Origin of the sequence: Citrobacter sp. ANG330 (genome assembly GCF_047467925.1) — a bacterium.
Lineage (GTDB): Bacteria > Pseudomonadota > Gammaproteobacteria > Enterobacterales > Enterobacteriaceae > Citrobacter_A > Citrobacter_A amalonaticus_G.
The window spans coordinates 812120-826049 of sequence record NZ_JASJUI010000001.1 but is presented as its reverse complement, the minus strand read 5'-3'; the positions used below and the strand labels follow the sequence as shown (position 1 = coordinate 826049).

The 13930-nt window shown below is 55.1% G+C and carries 12 protein-coding genes and 1 pseudogene; 7 read left to right on the top strand and 6 right to left on the bottom strand.

Annotated features, from left to right (window positions below; genetic code table 11):
• On the bottom strand, positions 1-1140 hold the full coding sequence (gene arnB, locus QNN88_RS04120; RefSeq protein WP_414239075.1) for a UDP-4-amino-4-deoxy-L-arabinose aminotransferase: 1140 nt from the start codon (positions 1138-1140) through the stop codon (positions 1-3).
• Between the two features lie 280 nt (positions 1141-1420).
• Here arnB and QNN88_RS04115 point away from each other — a divergent pair, with 280 nt between their 5' ends.
• A complete protein-coding gene (locus tag QNN88_RS04115) occupies positions 1421-2026 on the top strand; it encodes a histidine phosphatase family protein (protein WP_414239074.1) in 606 nt (201 codons plus the stop codon).
• Positions 2027-2074: 48 nt separating this feature from the next.
• Here QNN88_RS04115 and nudI read toward each other — a convergent pair whose 3' ends face one another.
• Positions 2075-2500 carry a nucleoside triphosphatase NudI gene (gene nudI / locus QNN88_RS04110; protein ID WP_414239073.1) on the bottom strand — a complete coding sequence of 142 codons (426 nt, stop codon included), beginning with the start codon at positions 2498-2500 and terminating at the stop codon, positions 2075-2077.
• 312 nt (positions 2501-2812) lie between these two features.
• On the opposite strand from nudI, the gene QNN88_RS04105 reads away from it, so the two are divergent.
• The 6 genes from QNN88_RS04105 to yfaU all read left to right on the top strand — a co-directional run bounded on the left by QNN88_RS04105 (position 2813) and on the right by yfaU (position 9055).
• A complete protein-coding gene (locus QNN88_RS04105; protein ID WP_414239072.1) occupies positions 2813-3355 on the top strand; it encodes a YfaZ family outer membrane protein in 543 nt (180 codons plus the stop codon).
• Between the two features lie 114 nt (positions 3356-3469).
• Positions 3470-4666: a nicotinamide mononucleotide deamidase-related protein YfaY gene (locus tag QNN88_RS04100; RefSeq protein ID WP_414239071.1), complete on the top strand. Its 1197-nt coding sequence runs from the start codon at positions 3470-3472 to the stop codon at positions 4664-4666.
• A 211-nt stretch (positions 4667-4877) separates the two neighbouring features.
• Positions 4878-5660, top strand: coding sequence for an IclR family transcriptional regulator (locus QNN88_RS04095; protein ID WP_414239070.1), 783 nt, complete (start codon positions 4878-4880; stop codon positions 5658-5660).
• 14 nt (positions 5661-5674) lie between these two features.
• On the top strand, positions 5675-6880 hold the full coding sequence (gene rhmD, locus QNN88_RS04090; RefSeq protein ID WP_414239069.1) for an L-rhamnonate dehydratase: 1206 nt from the start codon (positions 5675-5677) through the stop codon (positions 6878-6880).
• Between the two features lie 56 nt (positions 6881-6936).
• Complete coding sequence (locus tag QNN88_RS04085) at positions 6937-8226, top strand: MFS transporter (protein ID WP_414239068.1); 1290 nt, start codon at positions 6937-6939, stop codon at positions 8224-8226.
• A 25-nt stretch (positions 8227-8251) separates the two neighbouring features.
• Positions 8252-9055, top strand: a complete 804-nt coding sequence (yfaU, locus tag QNN88_RS04080) for a 2-keto-3-deoxy-L-rhamnonate aldolase (protein ID WP_414239067.1) — start codon at positions 8252-8254, stop codon at positions 9053-9055.
• A 45-nt stretch (positions 9056-9100) separates the two neighbouring features.
• On the opposite strand, the pseudogene QNN88_RS04075 reads toward yfaU, so the two are convergent.
• The 4 genes and pseudogenes from QNN88_RS04075 to glpA all read right to left on the bottom strand — a co-directional run.
• Positions 9101-9526, bottom strand: a pseudogene (locus tag QNN88_RS04075) (Rpn family recombination-promoting nuclease/putative transposase); the annotation flags it as partial.
• Between the two features lie 119 nt (positions 9527-9645).
• A complete protein-coding gene (gene glpC / locus QNN88_RS04070; protein WP_414239066.1) occupies positions 9646-10836 on the bottom strand; it encodes an anaerobic glycerol-3-phosphate dehydrogenase subunit GlpC in 1191 nt (396 codons plus the stop codon).
• The gene (gene glpB, locus QNN88_RS04065) at positions 10833-12092 is read right to left on the bottom strand and encodes a glycerol-3-phosphate dehydrogenase subunit GlpB (RefSeq protein WP_414239065.1); all 1260 of its coding nucleotides are present in this window, start codon (positions 12090-12092) and stop codon (positions 10833-10835) included. The genes glpC and glpB overlap by 4 nt, the downstream gene beginning before the upstream one ends.
• Positions 12082-13710: an anaerobic glycerol-3-phosphate dehydrogenase subunit A gene (glpA, locus tag QNN88_RS04060; protein WP_414239064.1), complete on the bottom strand. Its 1629-nt coding sequence runs from the start codon at positions 13708-13710 to the stop codon at positions 12082-12084. The genes glpB and glpA overlap by 11 nt, the downstream gene beginning before the upstream one ends.
• Positions 13711-13930 lie beyond the last annotated feature (220 nt).

Below are 13930 nucleotides of genomic sequence, written 5' to 3'. Positions count from 1 at the left end.
TTATTTTCCTGCAATCTGGCGAAGAGCGGTAATGACGCGAGCGGTATCCGCCGGGGTCATATCGGGAAACAGCGGTAGCGAGCAGATACGCGCGCTGTTCCATTCGGTATTGGGGAGCGACAGGGTAGTAAAGCGTTCGCGGTAATATTTTTGCGTATGTGCCGCACGGAAATGCAAACCGGTCCCGATCCCCTGGGCTTTAAGCGCCTCCATTAGCGCGTCACGACTGATGCCGCAGCGATCTTCATCGGTACGAATAATAAACAGATGCCATGCATGGACGTGGGGCCACGGCGGCAGGCTCAGCGGTTGAAACGGCAGATCGGCCAGCGCCTGTTGGTACGTGTGGGCGATGATGGACCGGCGACGGTTAAGTGTTTCAAGCTTGTCTAACTGAACCAGCGCCATCGCCGCGTTAATATCGGTCAGATTATATTTGTAACCTGGCGTCAGTACTTCCGCCTGAGGGGCTCGCCCCCAGGTCTGGCGATCGTAGGCATCGACGCCCAGTCCGTGAAATTTCAGGGCACGTAACTGCCGGGCGAGTGGCTCATCATCGGTGACAATAAGTCCTCCCTCCGCACACGTGATATTCTTGATGGCGTGAAAGGAGAAAACCGCGGTGCCTCGTGCCCCGACGTGACGGCCCTGATAATAAGTCCCGACCGCGTGGGCGGCATCTTCGATAACCGCAATCCCGTGACGTTCCGCGAGGGTGTAAATGGCGTCCAGATCGGCCGGTGCGCCGGCGTAGTGGACAGGGATAATGGCTTTCGTACGCGGGGTTATGGCAGCTTCAATGTGTTCAGCCGTGACCATCAGCGTGTCGCGGTCGACATCCACCATCACCGGAGTGGCCCCCAGCAGCACTATCATATTCAGTGTGGAAACCCAGGTCATTGACGGGGTGATGACTTCATCACCGGCACCGATTCCCAGCGCCATGAGGGCGATATGCATTCCTGCCGTGGCGGAGCTGACGGCAATGGCGTGGTGGTTTCCCGTCAACGTGCAGAAGGCCTGTTCCAGTTGCTGATTTTTCGGGCCGGTCGTAATCCATCCAGAGTCGAGAACCGCTTTGATAGCGGCAAGTTCTTCCGTACCCACCGCCGGGCGAGAGAAAGGCAGAAAATCAGACATTATATTTCCTTTAGCCAGTTGGATACTGAGATCCTCTTATTTATTAAGTCATAAACAGGAGGCTAAATGAGGATTATCCAGTTAGAACCGAATATTAATGGCTGAATATTAATTTAACCTTAAGAAGTTAACGTTAGAAAAATATAGGCTTTTTTACCCGTATTGTGTTTGCAATGGCCGTCGTTTTCGGGCATTTTGCCCTCATAAATGATTATGCCTTTCATTAAGCGATACGCTGCAACGTTATATTTTTGTTTGTCGGTTTTGAGTGGAGTTAAATGTGTTTGTATTGTCTCAGCGGGTTGTTAAATACAAAAAATATACGGTTATTCTGCTATCGGCACTGGCGATAATGGCGGGACTGAGCAGCCATTTCGCCTGGAGCAGTAACGGTCTGCCGAGAATTGATTCCCGTACTCTGGCACTACTGGCAAAGCAGCATCCGGTGGTGGTGCTGTTTCGTCATGCTGAACGCTGCGACAGGTCAGACAATACCTGCCTGTCAGATAAAACGGGCATTACCGGGCATGGCGCGAAGCAAGCCCGTGCGTTGGGTGTCGCGTTTGGTAAAGAGATAAAAGACTACGATTTGTATGCCAGCGATACGGTACGCACCATTCAGTCGGCGACCTGGTTTTCTGCGGATAAAAAACTGACGGTAGATAAAGGCATGCATGCCTGTGGGCGGGGGACTTATCAGGCCATTGAGCGTTTAGCCAATAAGTCGGGAAATAAAAACGTGGTTATTTTTACCCATAATCATTGTCTGACATATCTGGCAAAAAATATGCGAGGGGTAAAATTGACCCCGGATTATCTGGACGGCCTGGTGATGCATGTCGATAAGGGAAAATTATTCCTTGATGGTAAACTGGTGTCATCTTAATCCCTGTTATGAATAAAGAATGACAGTCATAATGGCTGTCATCAGATATTACAGTAACCCTTTTAGCGTTAAGGTTTTCACCGTTGCAACGTTAAGATCATATTGAGATAAATCTTCTGGTTTGACCCAGGCAAACGCCTGAAACTCGTCATTAATATGCACCTCACGATTGGCAGCGATGCAGTCGAAAATCAGGTAAATCATATAAATCTCTTCCTGACGGCCATCAGGGTAGGTTTTGGTACGGATATCGTCGCTGAAGGTCCAGGGTTTGATGTCAGTCAGAACCAGCTCAGTTCCCAGCTCTTCGCGAATCTCCCGGCGCAGGGCCTCTTCAATGCGTTCCCCCGGTTCAACGCCACCGCCAGACAGCGCCCATTGTCCCGGGAAAACACCCCGATCGTCGGCCATCTGGCACAGGAGATAATGTCCAGCATTCTGTATTAAGGGGCAAACAATAGTCCTTTGACGCACGGTAATAGTCCTTGAAGCAGAGGGTGAATAAGCGGAGAAAAGTTTATCGCCTGGCAACAACAGATAAAATGTTTATTTTCTATTCATCTGAGAAATATATTTTAAGGAATGGCATTGAATAAAAAATGGTTCCTGGAGGCTTATTGGGTCACTACAGGAGATTAGAGGCGCTCTTTACACTCCTCATCGGTATTATTTCGTTACAAAACGCCTGATGATCGCTTTTTTAGCTCATTGATTCCTTTGGCGTTGGCAGTACAATCCTGCAGCTTTGGAGAACTTTATGTATTTGCTTGCTGGAAAAGGGTAAAAATGAAGAAAAGCGTATTATTTGGAATAGCGGGAATGCTGTTCGTTTCTGCTTCTGCGAGTGCAATCAACATCAGCGGTCAGGCGGGTAAAGAATACACCAACGTTGGCGTCGGTTTTGGTACAGAGTCAACCGGCCTGGCATTGAGCGGTAACTGGCTGCATAACGATGACGACGGCGACACCGCCGATCTCGGCCTGGGGCTGAATATTCCTCTCGGACCGCTGCTGGCGACGGTGGGCGGCAAAGGGGTTTACACCAACCCAAATTATGGCGATGAGGGGTATGCGGCAGCGGTCGGCGGCGGGTTACAGTGGCCGATTGGCGACAGCGTCCGCCTGTTCGGGGAGTATTACTACTCACCCGATTCACTCTCCAGCGGTATTGAAAGCTATGATGCGGCTAATGCCGGTGCGCGCCTGACCATCATGCGTCCGCTGAGTATTGAGGCCGGGTATCGCTATCTCAATCTGGCCGGTAAAGACGGCAATCGCGATAGCGCTATTGCTGATGGCCCGTATGTCGGGGTTAACGCCAGCTTCTAATCCAGACGGCGCGACTTCTCTTCGCGCCGCTTTTTCTTCCTTCAGGACTTTTTCTTGCCCCGCCATTTCCGCCTTTGCGTTATAGTGTTTTCATCATAAAAGCAGGAGAACACGATGTTAAACGTGGAGATGTTATCCACCGGGGATGAAGTGTTGCACGGGCAAATCGTCGACACGAATGCTGCCTGGCTGGCCGATTTTTTCTTTAATCAGGGGTTGCCCTTAACCCGTCGTAATACGGTGGGCGATAACCTCGACTGCCTGGTCGCCATTTTGCGCGAGCGCAGTCAGCATGCTGATGTACTGATCGTCAACGGTGGTCTGGGGCCGACCAGTGACGATCTCAGCGCGCTTGCCGCTGCGACGGCAAAAGGGGAAGGGCTGGTTCTGCACGAGGCATGGCTTGCTGAAATTGAGCGATTCTTCCGCGAGCGCGGCAGAGTGATGGCACCCAGCAATCGCAAACAGGCGGAACTGCCCGCCAGCGCCGAATTTATCAATAACCCCGTCGGCACCGCCTGTGGTTTTGCGGTACAGCTTAATCGCTGCCTGATGTTCTTTACGCCGGGTGTACCGTCAGAATTTAAGGTGATGGTGGAACATGAGATCCTGCCGCGTTTGCGCGAGCGCTTCTCTCTCACCGAGCCGCCGCTGTGTCTGCGTCTGACCACCTTTGGTCGTTCGGAAAGCGACCTGGCGCAAAGCCTCGATTCGCTTTCATTACCGGAAGGGGTGACGCTGGGTTACCGTTCTTCGATGCCAATTATCGAACTGAAATTAACCGGACCGTATGCCCAGCGCGAAGCGATGCGCAACCTGTGGCAGGAGGTCAAACGCGTTGCCGGACAAAATCTGATTTTTGAAGGCACCGAAGGGCTTCCGATACAAATCGCCCGCGAGTTGCAGAAACGGCAGCTCAGCCTGACGCTGAGCGAGCAGTTCACCGGCGGGCTGCTGGCATTACAACTTTCCCGCGTGGGCGCCCCGCTGTTGGCCAGTGAAGTGGTGCCTTCGCAGGAAGAGACGTTGGCTCAGACTGCGCACTGGACGGCAGAGCGGCGTGGCAACCATTACGCCGGACTGGCGCTGGCGGTTTCCGGGCTGGAAAACGATCACCTGAATTTTGCGCTGGCCACGCCAGACGGCACATTTGCGCTACGCGTCCATTTCAGCGTGACGCGTCACAGTCTGCAGGTGCGCCAGGAAGTTTGTGCGATGATGGCGCTAAACATGCTGCGTCGCTGGTTCAACGAACAGGATATTGCCAGCGAACATGGCTGGATTGACGTAGTTGAATCGCTGACGTTGTAGTCTTCAATCGCCCGAAGGCGCTGCGCTTTTCGGGCTGATTCTTTTTTTGTCCAACCGGTTGTACTCCCCGCGAAAAAATCCGTGCGTCACCTCACACTTTTGCGCGTAATTTCTCCATTCTGTTGGAAGAAAGAGACGACATGATGTGCTTCACAAATTTACCCGCCGCGACCAATCACACTGATTCCAGTATCTCAGACTGGAGTCCAGTATGTTGGAATCAAGCAAAGTCCCGGCGCTCACCCGCGCCATCGATATTCTCAATCTGATTGCGCGGATTGGCCCCTGCAGCGCCGCGACGATCATTGAAAAACTGGGCATTCCCAAAAGCACGGCGTATCTGCTGTTGAGTGAACTGAAGCGTCAGCGGTTTATCAGTGTCGATCACCAGGAGAACTTTTGTCTGTGGACCAAACTGGTGGAGCTCTCAGGCCATGCGCTCAGCAAAATGGATCTGCGTGAACTGGCGCGCCCACGCCTGACGCAACTGATGGATGAGACGGGGCTGCTCTGCCATCTGGGGATCATCGACCATGAAAGCGCGTATTACATCCTGAAGGTGGAATCATCTTCGACCATCAGCGTGCGCTCTCACGAAGGGAAAAGTCTTTCGCTGTATCGCTCGGGTATTGGGAAATGTCTGCTGGCCTGGCAGCCCGCCGCCGTGCGCAACGCCATTATTGAACAGCTGGTGTGGGAGCAGACAACGCCTACCACGATCACCCAACCTCAACAACTTAGCGATGAACTGGAACGCATCCGCCAGCGCGGCTGGAGCTTCGATAACGGAGAAGATTATCCGGATGTGCGCTGCGTCGCCGCCCCCATTTTTAATGCCAATAACGAACCCGCCGCCGCCATTTCGGTGGTCGGCACCCGCTTAGAAATCAACGAAGAGAATCGTGATTATCTTGCCGGCAAAGCCATTGCCTGCGCGAAGGGTATTTCACGTCTGTTGGGATGGAAAAGTCCCTTCGATTCACTCGCATCATAATAATGGAGAACATCATGACCCTACCCAAAATTAAACATGTCCGCGCCTGGTTTACCGGTGGAGCAACAGCAGAAAAAGGTGCAGGCGGCGGTGATTATCATGACCAGGGGGCGAATCACTGGATTGACGATCATATCGCCACGCCGATGAGTAAATATCGTGAGTACGAACAGTCGCGCCAGTCCTTCGGCATTAACGTGCTGGGTACGCTGATTGTCGAAGTCGAAGCCGAAAACGGACAGACGGGCTTTGCGGTCTCTACGGCAGGGGAGATGGGGTGCTTTATTGTTGAAAAACACCTCAATCGCTTTATCGAAGGGAAATGCGTCAGCGACATCAAACTCATTCACGATCAGATGCTCGGCGCGACGATGTACTACTCAGGCTCTGGCGGTCTGGTGATGAATACCATCTCCTGCGTGGATTTAGCGCTGTGGGATCTGTTCGGCAAAGTGGTGGGACTGCCGGTGTACAAACTGCTGGGCGGCGCGGTGCGCGATGAAATTCAGTTCTACGCCACTGGCGCTCGTCCGGATCTGGCAAAAGAGATGGGCTTTATTGGCGGCAAAATGCCGACGCACTGGGGGCCACACGATGGCGATGCCGGGATCCGCAAAGATGCCGCGATGGTGGCGGAGATGCGTGAGAAGTGCGGCCCGGATTTCTGGCTGATGCTGGACTGCTGGATGAGTCAGGACGTGAATTACGCCACGAAGTTGGCCCACGCCTGCGCGCCGTACAACCTCAAGTGGATCGAAGAGTGTTTACCGCCGCAGCAGTATGAAGGCTATCGCGAACTGAAACGCAATGCGCCGGCAGGCATGATGGTCATCAGCGGTGAGCACCACGGCACGCTGCAGTCCTTCCGTACGCTGGCAGAAACTGGCATCGATATCATGCAGCCGGATGTCGGCTGGTGCGGCGGCCTGACCACGCTGGTCGAGATTGCTGCGATTGCGAAATCGCGTGGACAACTGGTGGTGCCGCACGGCTCGTCGGTCTATTCGCATCATGCGGTGATTACCTTCACCAACACGCCGTTCAGTGAGTTTCTGATGACCAGCCCGGATTGCTCAACTATGCGTCCGCAGTTTGACCCGATTCTGCTTGATGAACCGGTGCCGGTGCAGGGCCGCATTCATAAGTCAGTGCTGGATAAACCGGGATTTGGTGTCGAGCTTAACCGCGACTGCAACCTGAAACGGCCTTATAGCCACTAATGACCTGTGCGTTGCCGCAGCGTCGGCAACGCCCTCATCTCTTTGAGGATCTTGCTATGAGTACTACTCTTCTTGACGGCGTGGTGAAGAAAAACCGCGCACGTTTGATCCCATTTATGTTGGCACTGTATGTACTGGCGTTTCTGGACCGCTCGAACATTGGCTTTGCCAAAGAGACTTATCAGATTGACACCGGGTTGAGTAACGAAGCCTATGCGCTTGGCGCGGGAATTTTCTTTGTGGTCTATGCCTTTCTCGGCGTGCCCGCGAACCTGTTAATGCGCAAACTGGGGGCCAGAACCTGGATCGGCACCACCACGCTGCTGTGGGGATTCCTCTCCGCCGCGATGGCGTGGGCGGATACCGAGGTGAAATTCCTGATCATTCGTACCCTGCTGGGAGCGGCGGAAGCCGGTTTCTTCCCCGGCATGATCTATCTCACCTCGCAATGGTTCCCGCAACGTAACCGCGCCAGCATTATGGGGCTGTTTTACATGGGGGCGCCGCTGGCGTTGACGCTGGGATCGCCGCTTTCCGGCGCCCTGCTGGAGATGCACGGTTTCATGGGGCATCCTGGCTGGTTCTGGATGTTCGTTATCGAAGGTTTGTTAGCCGTCGGTGCTGGGGTCTTCACTTTCTTCTGGCTGGATGACACCCCGCAACAGGCACGTTTCCTCAGTGCAGAAGAGAAAGCGGCGCTCATTAGCCAACTGGCGAGTGAAGAAGAGAAAAAGACGACGTCAAAACTGACGGATGCCCTGCGTAACGGACGCGTCTGGCAACTGGCGATTATCTATCTGACGATTCAGGTGGCGGTGTACGGACTGATTTTCTTCCTGCCGACTCAGGTTGCTGCGCTGCTGGGAACCAAAGTGGGTTTCACGGCGTCGGTGGTTACCGCCATTCCGTGGGTTGCTGCACTGTTCGGGACCTGGCTTATCCCTCGCTACTCTGACCGTACGGGTGAGCGGCGTAATGTCGCCGCGCTGACGCTGCTGGCGGCAGGAATTGGTATCGGTGTCTCCGGTCTGGCCTCTCCGGTAGTGGCGATTCTGGCGCTTTGCGTGGCGGCTGTCGGTTTTATCGCCGTACAACCCGTGTTCTGGACCATGCCGACCCAGTTGCTCTCTGGCACAGCGCTGGCGGCGGGCATCGGTTTCGTCAACCTGTTTGGCGCGGTGGGCGGGTTTATTGCGCCAATCCTGCGCGTTAAAGCAGAAACGATGTTTGCCAGCGATGCCGCAGGACTGCTGACGCTGGCAGGTGTCGCCATTATCGGCTCACTGATTATCTTCACGCTGAGCGTGAACCGTCCCGCGTCGCAACCGGGTGCTGCGCATCAATAAGTTTATCCACGTTGTAAGGATCATTATGAACGCATTGTTAGCAAACCCTTTTAAGGACGCGCTCCGCAAAGGGGAAGTACAAATCGGGCTATGGCTGAGTTCGACCACCTCTTATATGGCGGAAATTGCCGCGACGTCGGGTTATGACTGGCTGCTGATCGACGGCGAACATGCACCGAATACGATGCAGGATCTCTATCATCAGTTGCAGGCGATTGCCCCTTACGCCAGCCAGCCGGTGATTCGTCCGGTAGAAGGCGCTAAAGCGCTGATCAAGCAGGTGCTGGATATCGGCGCGCAGACGCTGTTGATTCCGATGGTCGATAGCGCAGAACAGGCGCGGCAGGTGGTCGCCGCCACCCGTTACCCGCCAGTGGGGGAGCGCGGCGTCGGGGCCAGCGTGGCGCGGGCGGCGCGCTGGGGACGCATTGAAAATTATATGGCGCAGGCCAATGAGTCACTCTGTCTGCTGGTGCAGGTTGAAAGTAAAGCCGCGCTGGATAATCTGGATGCGATCCTGGACGTAGACGGTATTGACGGCGTGTTTATTGGTCCCGCCGATCTCTCTGCGTCTTTGGGGTACCCGGATAATGCAGGACACCCCGAAGTTCAGCGAATTATCAAAGAGAGCATCCAGCGCATTCGAGCGGCCGGAAAAGCGGCGGGTTTTCTCGCCGTCGATCCGCTCATGGCGCAGAAATGTCTGGAGTGGGGGGCAAACTTTGTCGCCGTGGGCGTCGATACGATGTTGTATACCGACGCGCTGGACAAAAGGTTGGCGATGTTTAAACCCGGTCAGGCCACGCAGCCACTGAAAAGTAGTTACTAAATCCATAGCCCGGCGGCACTGCGCCACCGGGCTATCTGTCTGGCTTTACGGACTGTTTGCCATTATCTCGTCGAGTGACAGCCCGGTTATTACCAGTACCTTGTCGCATTCGATCCCGCTTTTCAGCATCATCCGCGCGATACGTAATGCCTCCTCCTTTGTGCCTTTTTGTAATCCTTCCTGTAGACCCTTCTGTAGTCCTTTCTGCAGCCCCGTGTGGTGGCCTTCCTGCCGAAGCCTTTCTGCAATCGTCATCAATTTCTCCTTGTGATGGGGAACACGTCTGGCGACATCATGGATAAAGTCGCTGAAGCGGGGCGCATCGCCGTACTGCACCAGATAATTAAACAGCGTATGCAACTGGCTGTCATTATCAGTACCTGTAATTAACAGCGTGACCAGTCGGTCAACCAGCCCCAGCAAATCACGATCGCGGATATGTTTTTGCATCAGTTCCAGCAGAGCTATGCGCGAAATTGAGTCTTTGCGAAGAGGGGCGAGAGATAAATACGTACGACGGTAACGTATTCAATTTTATGGAATGCTAAGCGCAAAAACGCCCGGGGGGATTGTGCCGCCGGGCGAGTCATTTAGCCTAACGCTTTCGCCAGCAGGGTAATTGGATGTTCGCAGCGTTTGCTGGTGGACATCTCAATCTGCCATTTGCAGGTCTCGCAGTCGGTCACCACGATATCCGCGCCGCTCTCTTCAATCTGTTTAAACAGCGGTGCGCCAATGGCCTGTGAGGTGGGGTAGTTCTCTTTTTTAAAGCCGTAGGTGCCGGCAATCCCGCAGCACTGAGAATCCAGCACCGTGAGCTCCAGCCCCGGAATTCGGCGCAGCAGTTCAAGGGTGTAGAGCGTCCAGCCCATTTTTTCCATATGGCACGGCGTGTGATACACCACTTTTAACGGCAACGGCTTCAGCGGCAGGGTTTTTCCTTCGTCCAGTTTTCGCCACAGCCAGCGGGTCGCCAGTTCGATATGTTCCCGCAGCCCGCTGTTATCGACGTCCAGCACTTCCGGATACTCGTCACGCAACGCAAAAGTACAGGTCGAGGAGGTGGCAATCACCGGAATCCCCTTCACACCAATCGCCTCACGCAGTGATTCGACGTTGGTTACCGCTTGTTTACGCGCCTTGTCGGTAAATCCGTTGGCAATCAGCGGCACGCCGCAGCACTTCTCTTTGCTCAATAGCTGGACGCCAGTGCCCATCGCGTTCAGTACTTTGATCAAATCTTTGCCAAGCTGAGGGTGGTTGTAATTCACAAAACAACCGTGGAAGAAGGCAACCTGATCGGCGTACTGCGCCTGCCGGGCCGCCACGCTGCGATACCAGCGGCGGAAGGTGCCGAAAGAGTATTTTGGCAACGCCCGGCGATGGTCGATTTTCAGTGCGTAATCGAGCAACTGGCGCACCGGTTTCAGTGACGTTGCCGTGTTGACCACCGGCGCGAACGGTGTGGAAACACTGCCCATCAGGTCGGTATGGCTTAAAACGAAGTTACGCAGTGACGGACGTGTGGTGTCGTATTTCGCGCGTGCGCGCTGGATGATGTCGCCGATTTTGACGTCAGAAGGACAGGCCACTTCGCAGCGTTTGCAGTTAATGCAATATTTCAGCGCGTCGTCGTACAGCGCGCCATCTTTCAGACGCAGGCGCTCACCGTCGGGACCGGCCTGTTTGGGGCCTGGGTAACCTGGATTAACACGGCTGACCGGACACGCGGTGGTGCATACCGTGCATTTGATGCAACTTTCAAAACTCGTATCGCTCATTGCTCACCTCCTGCACGTGCTGCAATGTGATGGGCGGCGTGTAACGCGGTGACCGCACAGACGCCGCCTCCGCATCCCTGGGCAATGGGGTCAAATCCGCCGAGAACCGAGCCAATAGCATAGAGGTTGTCTACGGTTTGTCCGGTCAGTGACGGGCGCAATGCTTCGTCGGTAGTGACGCCAAACTGTTGCCAGGGTTGCGCATCAAAGAAATCACGTTGATACCATTCGGCACGGGTCGCCGCTTGCTGAACATCCAGTCCCAGAATCGGTTCGCGGATGCCTTCACGTTCGGCGAGCAGGCCGCTGCTAAAGAAGCTCCCGCTGGCAAGCACCGCGAAACGCGGGCGCAGCGGGATGTCCGCGTGATTGCGCGTCCAGATTTCACTCACCACGCCATTTTTACAACTGACTTTCTTCACCTCGTCGCCGGGCATCCAGATGCCGCCCTGACGGACGAACTGACGCTGCAACTGGTTATGCAGACGGATCCCCAGCACCGACGGCGGCAGGGTGGGCAGTAACGTAAGCGCGCAGGGCAGACGTTCATTTAGCCAGTGCCAGAGGCGTTCATCCGCCAGACCAAAGCAGGCGGGCATGATGATCATTTCGCTGGTTTTTGCGATCGGCAACAGCGCGTCATAGAGCAGTGCCCACTTGTCTTCGTTATCCAGAAAACGCGCAATATTCACTGCCCGAAATTCAGTGGCGTTATCACGCAAAACGTCCAGTTCCGGCAGATCGATTTCGGCGGTTTCAACCGCCAGATCGTGTTGACGTAAAGAGGCTGCAGCCAGATGCGCCTGAAAATCGAGCAAGCCGCTAATGCCCACCACGCAGATGCGTTTTGTCGCCAGTGGCCAGACCGGGACTTCCGGTGAACTGAGCCAGGTCGAACGCAGTGTGCCGAGCGGGGTGACCCGCTGATGTGACTGCCGGACATCGCCTTGCAAATGCGCGCCGGAGGCTTCCAGTAGCGCCTGTGTTTGTTCTGCAAGTGTCAGAACGCGTTGTGTGCCGAGCGTGGCGTAGGGATGTGTTGGGGCCTGTTCGCGCAGGGCGTCCAGACCGGCAGTGATGTCATTTACCGGTTGTCCATCCGGCAGTGCGCTGAGCAGATCCAGCGAACCGGAGGAGAAGTGTAGCGCACTCTGACCTCGGGTCACCACCGCGCAGCGTAAGCCGCTCTTTTGCAACTGCAGACCGCACAGCAGTCCGGCGAGACCGCCGCCCATAATGACCGTATCAAATCTCATCGCGAGGCTCCTTTTCCAGACCGCATAATCCCTGGTACACCCAGCGGGTAAATTCGCTTTCGCGCAGCGCGTCGCCCCAGGCGATCGGCTGCACGCCTTTCCAGCGCTCATTGAGGAAGTCAGAGAGCTGAGTAATGGATTGCGCAGCGGTGGTGATATTAAAGCGTTGCAGTAACCCGGCAGCACGGCAGGCGCAGAGTTCGCCCTGACAGGTGCCCATCCCCACGCGGGTGCGACGACGGAGATCCAACAGGCTGTTGACGTTGAGGTTTTCGACGGCGTACTGCACTTCACCGGCGGTGACAGCTTCGCATTCACAGACCACACTGCGGTGCTGGCGGCCATGACTCAGCCACGCTGGCGTACGGTCGCCGTGGCGATACACCGCCGAACCACGCAATGGGGCAGGCAGGGAGATCACGCGCTTCAGCGTACTTTCCGTCGGTTCGTGCGAACCCGGTAACGGCGTGTCCGCGGTGACACAAGGACGCATGTTGCCCAGCTTGCGGCAGACCGCGTCGGTGGCCCATTCCGCCATCAGGCGGTAAGTCATCAGCTTGCCGCCGGTAATGGTGATAAATCCGTCCAGGCCATCGCGTTTCGCATGATCAAACAGCACAATACCGCGGCTGACGTTACGCCCGCTGGGATCATCATCGCTTGCCACCAGCGGGCGTACGCCGGAGTAGGCGCGCAGAATGCGCGTTTTCGCCATAACTGGCGCCAGTTTTTCGCCTTCGCGCAGCAGAATATCGACCTCATCGGCGGTGACGCGGTTGCTGTCGATATCGTTGTAATCAATATGGGTTGAGGTGGTGCCAATCAGCGAAATGGTATCGCCAGGTACCAGAATGTCGGCGTCGGAAGGTTTACGGCAGCGGTTAATGACGTGCTGGTTGATGCGGTGATCCATGATCAGCAGCGACCCTTTCGCCGGGAACATACGGATGCTTAAGTCGGCATATTCCGCGATCCGCTGTCCCCAGATCCCGGCGGCATTCACCACTACCGGCGCGAGCAGTGTTTGCGTTTCGCCATTGAGATGGTTACGCACATGCACGCCGCTGACGGTCGCCCCTTCACGGAGCAACCCTGTCACTTCGTGGGCGGTCAGGATAATGGCGCCATGTTCTTTCGCATCAAGCATGTTGGCAGCAGTCAACCGGAACGGATCAACGGTGCCATCCGGCACTTTAACCGCGCCGATGAGCTGCGGATTCACCGACGGTTCGATAATCCGCGCCTGTTGCGGATCGATCGCTTCTGCCCGAATGCCCGCTTCTTCGCAGGCTCGGATAAAGGTGGCCTGGAAGGAGAGTTCGTCTTCCGGCAGGGTAATAAACAGACCGTCCGTCGGTTCAACGCAGTGGCGGGCGATACGTTTCAGAATTTGGTTTTCGCTGATGCATTCGCGGGCAGATTCTGCATCGGTCACCGCATAACGTGCGCCGCTGTGCAGCAGTCCGTGGTTACGACCGGTCGCTCCGGTCGCAATATCATGACGCTCGACTAAAATAACACGGAGTCCACGCAGCGCGCAGTCACGGGCAATCCCTGCGCCAGTGGCACCACCCCCAATGATAATCACGTCACTGGTTTGCGAGTCGCGAGTTTTCATTGTTTTCCCTCACAGTTCGTTTTTTATCATTTAGCCACATAAAAAGCATGGTTTGTTTGATTTCGCGCATATTCGCTCATGATTCGAAAATGAAACGTGATTTCGTGCGCCTTTCTGAACATTCGTCATAAATCTGTAACAATATGTGCTGTAATTCACATTCACGTTCTGTATCTTTGCATAACATCGCGACCACACCGGAAGCAGCGGGGGTTGCATG

Bases quoted from the DNA above. Each gene is read 5' to 3' on its own strand.
- arnB (WP_414239075.1), bottom strand. From the start codon at position 1,140: ATGTCTGATTTTCTGCCTTTCTCTCGCCCGGCGGTGGGTACGGAAGAA.
- QNN88_RS04105 (WP_414239072.1), top strand. From the start codon at position 2,813: ATGAAGAAAAGCGTATTATTTGGAATAGCGGGAATGCTGTTCGTTTCT.
- QNN88_RS04100 (WP_414239071.1), top strand. From the start codon at position 3,470: ATGTTAAACGTGGAGATGTTATCCACCGGGGATGAAGTGTTGCACGGG.
- QNN88_RS04095 (WP_414239070.1), top strand. From the start codon at position 4,878: ATGTTGGAATCAAGCAAAGTCCCGGCGCTCACCCGCGCCATCGATATT.
- rhmD (WP_414239069.1), top strand. From the start codon at position 5,675: ATGACCCTACCCAAAATTAAACATGTCCGCGCCTGGTTTACCGGTGGA.
- QNN88_RS04085 (WP_414239068.1), top strand. From the start codon at position 6,937: ATGAGTACTACTCTTCTTGACGGCGTGGTGAAGAAAAACCGCGCACGT.
- yfaU (WP_414239067.1), top strand. From the start codon at position 8,252: ATGAACGCATTGTTAGCAAACCCTTTTAAGGACGCGCTCCGCAAAGGG.
- glpC (WP_414239066.1), bottom strand. From the start codon at position 10,836: ATGAGCGATACGAGTTTTGAAAGTTGCATCAAATGCACGGTATGCACC.
- glpB (WP_414239065.1), bottom strand. From the start codon at position 12,092: ATGAGATTTGATACGGTCATTATGGGCGGCGGTCTCGCCGGACTGCTG.
- glpA (WP_414239064.1), bottom strand. From the start codon at position 13,710: ATGAAAACTCGCGACTCGCAAACCAGTGACGTGATTATCATTGGGGGT.